4 protein-coding genes are annotated in these 3676 nt (G+C 33.4%); 3 read left to right on the forward strand and 1 reads right to left on the reverse strand.

Annotated elements, in window-relative coordinates; translation table 11 throughout:
* Positions 1-203: 203 nt before the first annotated feature.
* Positions 204-1013 (forward strand): hypothetical protein, encoded by an 810-nt coding sequence (locus IC621_RS26140; protein ID WP_191162953.1) that lies wholly within the window; start codon positions 204-206, stop codon positions 1011-1013.
* Positions 1014-1187: 174 nt separating this feature from the next.
* Positions 1188-1544: a DUF4181 domain-containing protein gene (locus IC621_RS26145; protein WP_191162954.1), complete on the forward strand. Its 357-nt coding sequence runs from the start codon at positions 1188-1190 to the stop codon at positions 1542-1544.
* 796 nt (positions 1545-2340) lie between these two features.
* On the opposite strand, the gene IC621_RS26150 is transcribed toward IC621_RS26145, so the two are convergent.
* Entirely contained in the window at positions 2341-2661 is a 321-nt protein-coding gene (locus IC621_RS26150; protein ID WP_191162956.1) for a MazG nucleotide pyrophosphohydrolase domain-containing protein, read from the reverse strand.
* A gap of 95 nt (positions 2662-2756) precedes the next feature.
* Here IC621_RS26150 and IC621_RS26155 point away from each other — a divergent pair, with 95 nt between their 5' ends.
* Positions 2757-3338, forward strand: coding sequence for an LOG family protein (locus IC621_RS26155; protein ID WP_191162958.1), 582 nt, complete (start codon positions 2757-2759; stop codon positions 3336-3338).
* Positions 3339-3676 lie beyond the last annotated feature (338 nt).

Below are 3676 nucleotides of genomic sequence, written 5' to 3' on the forward strand. Positions count from 1 at the left end.
TTCACCTCACACTTCAAGTATGGACACATATAGAGAGGGCTAAAAGCTTATACCGTCTAAAGACGGTGGAGTTGGACCACGCATTTGTAAATTAAAAAAATTGTAACAATTATGGCTAGTTCTACTATAGCTTTGCCGTTATTTACTCCTTTAGACTCTGTTAAAGTTCAAGAAAATTCTGCTATTATAAGGAGAGGAACGCAATGAAAAATGGTTTAAAATTAAGTATTTCTCTTGTTTTGGTTTTTTTAATGATTTTTAATATCTCAATGCCTGTTTTTGCTAAAGGTGAAAATAGTAATCCAGCATTAGAAAGAATAAAAGAATTGCCTACTAATGAAAAACAACTCCTTCAAAATGCAATCGATAAACCTGGTTTTACCAATGTTTCAGAATTATCAGCATCCAACCGCAATGTAGTCAATAAGTTTACAAAAAACCCGCAACTTTATCTAGCTGATGCCGCGGTTGTGAATAATCAGGTTGTTTTACTCTATAATACTTCTGATCTAAATGTTATGATAGCCAGTACTAATGGTCACGTTGAAGTGGTAGAGAAAAAAAATGAAAATACTTTTATAATCAATGGCAAAACACATAAGATTAAAAATATATATGAAGAAGAAGCTGTACGTGCTTCAGAAGAGCCAATAACTGCATCTTCTAATAGTTGGGTTGAAGGTTCTAATCCTGGTGGTACTTGGTATGTTAGTTCAACTAGTTGGCACGATCTTCACTTCGAGAACACAATTGGGACTTATACTGTTGGTGCCCTTGCAACAATAATTTCATTTTTTGTGTATCCTGTAGCTGGAGTTGTAATTGGAGTAGCTTCACTGCTCTTGGGGTCCGCTTATACGAATACTAGTGTAGCTAAAGTATATAAAACTGCTTATAAGCATAAGTATCCAATTTATAAACGAGATCACTTTCGAGCCTATGCGGTATATCAAGGGAATAATATCTTCTTAGGAACAGAAAATAAATACTATCACAGGACTCCGGGGGTGTAATATAAAGAAATATATGGGGATTATTTTCCCATATATTTTTTAATTCAATAAAAAGAAAGCACCTTAACGAGATCTTACGGGTTTTATTTTAAAGAATCCCTAATATTATATATAAGGGAATTAATTGGGGGCTTAATATGTTACATTCGGAAAACAACTTTAGGAGGGATTTCATTGAATCAATATATATTTTCAGTTATAATCCTTTTAGTTTTTGTAGTGATCCATATAATTATGAAAAACATCCTTAATATCAAAAAGAAAAATGGATATACACATGTTAATAAGATTCATAAACGACTTGAACAAGTATTAATTGTATTAGCTTTAGTATTATTGTTTTTAATTGGTTTTGTATTTAACTATCGATTAGAACCACACTATTTCGTAGGAATTATATCAATATTATTTGCTTTTCGTGCATTTATGGAATGGAAATTTGAGAAAGTATCAAGACAATATATTCTAAGTATTTTAGCGACTAGTGCATTATTAGTTATTTTCATAGGAATAGAACTTTTCTTCATATAATTTACAATTATTTCGGCAGTAAAGAGCATGGAACTGGTTAGCTAAATAAGAAAGAGCCAAACGACTTGACCTTCCCTATAAAACATTAAGAATATTAAGCCCACTCTTAAGGTAATCGCCTAATAGTCCTTTTATGTAAAGTATTTTTTGGTAGTTAAGATCCGCAGATTGGACGATCCCATGAAGTTTATGGAGATGAAACTGGGATAAATTGGCAGAAAAATTTAAATGGAAAAATTAGAATAGTCTTCCTCATCCTCGCTATTGTAGGAATCCCTTCTTTCTACACTATATATTAGATAAAAAGGCGCAGTCGACTGAGGGACGTTAGTCCTTGATCGCTGCCCTTTTTTTTCGTTTATTTATTTATTTTAGATTATCAAAAACAACATATGGATGGAGGAGGCATCTCTAATTTAGCTAATCTTTATCATTTTGAACATAATTGTTATTTGGCATCAATACATTTATCAGATCCTCTATACATAATAATCTAAAACACCTTTAACATATATTAAAAGCTATTAGATGATACTGTTAAGAAATATATAAATTTCCCACCAAAAAGTATAACCCCTTTACTTAAAAAACATTTTATATTCATGAACAAAATTATTTAATGCGAAGTATTTAGTCTACTACGATATTAGGGTTACTCTAAAAACTGGCCCTAAAATGGAAAATGGCGCTTATCCTTGTTCAAGGATAGCGCCCGTTTGCTGAAGACTCGAACTCAAGATAGCTTGTAATATGATCTTCGATTGAAGCCCCCGATTGTTGAAAATGGCTTTTCAATCTAGTCATTAGAATAACGTTCTGAGAGTTTCTTTTTATGTGACTGAAACACTTCTTCCAGAGAAATACTGTACTTGTTTGCAATCACTATTAAATTACCTAATACATCTCCTAACTCTTCGGTTAACTCCTGTTTATTTTCCTCGTAAGATCCCTTTACTTCATCAGGCCTATCTCTACCTATTTCAAGGGCTCTTATAGCTCTTGCAACCTCGCCTGTTTCTTCTGCTAAAAAGCCAATACGAATAAAAATGTCTAACTCAGACCAGCCTCTACTTTCATAATAAGCCTTTACCCATTTTTGAAATTCAGTTACATCCATTTTCATTCAACCTCCAATTCAATACCTTAAGTTTAACAAAATATCGAAAGTTTTATATAATCTTATACGGTGATTTCTTTAGGGGGCGATTTATAGTGAAAAAGTTAGCCGTATTTTGCGGGTCGAGCAGTGGAGCATCTGATGTCTATATAGAAGGTGCAAAAAAACTTGGTAAAGAACTAGCTAAACGCAATATTGCACTTGTTTACGGTGGAGCGAGTGTTGGAATTATGGGTGCTGTTGCAGATTCAGTTCTAGATGAAGGAGGATACGTAATTGGTGTTATGCCAAGTTTTCTAGATAATAGAGAAATAGCCCATAAAAACTTGTCAGAGCTGATCATCGTAGATTCTATGCATGAGAGAAAAGCGAAAATGGCAGCTCTAGCAGATGGATTTATAGCATTGCCTGGTGGGCCAGGCACACTAGAAGAGTTCTTTGAAATTTTTACGTGGGCTCAATTAGGGCTTCATCATAAACCATGTGGTCTCTTAAATATTAATCATTATTATGACCCTCTTATCGCGTTATTTAATCATATGTCTGAGGAACAGTTCTTACATGAAAAGTACCGTACTATGGCATTAGTCGATAATGAACCAAAAGAGATACTTGATAAATTTAATACATATGAACCACCAACCGTAAAAACTTACATTACTGAAAAACAGATCTGATAGAGAACAAAAACAGACCTAGTTCATTACCCTTGGTCTGTTTTTTGTCTATTTAAAATGAGTTTTTACTTAAATCCATTTCACATTCTGGCCCAAAACATTCCTATAGGAATGCGCCCTCGTATATTATTATTAACCAGATTTTTGCTGGTTTTAAATTATTAAACCTATTCACAAGGTATAATGATTTAATTCAGATAGAGGTTGTCGCTCGCGCCCTTGAAGCTACGTCTTCGTGTTAAAGACTGACACCTCTTTCTTTATAGAACTATTCGAATGAGCTGGATGACACATAGTTGTCGTATATCGAACGAGGTTGGATATCTATAAAGTAAAAG

This window comes from Metabacillus arenae, assembly GCF_014773385.1.
In the GTDB taxonomy this organism is placed as follows: Bacteria; Bacillota; Bacilli; order Bacillales; family Bacillaceae; genus Metabacillus_D; species Metabacillus_D arenae.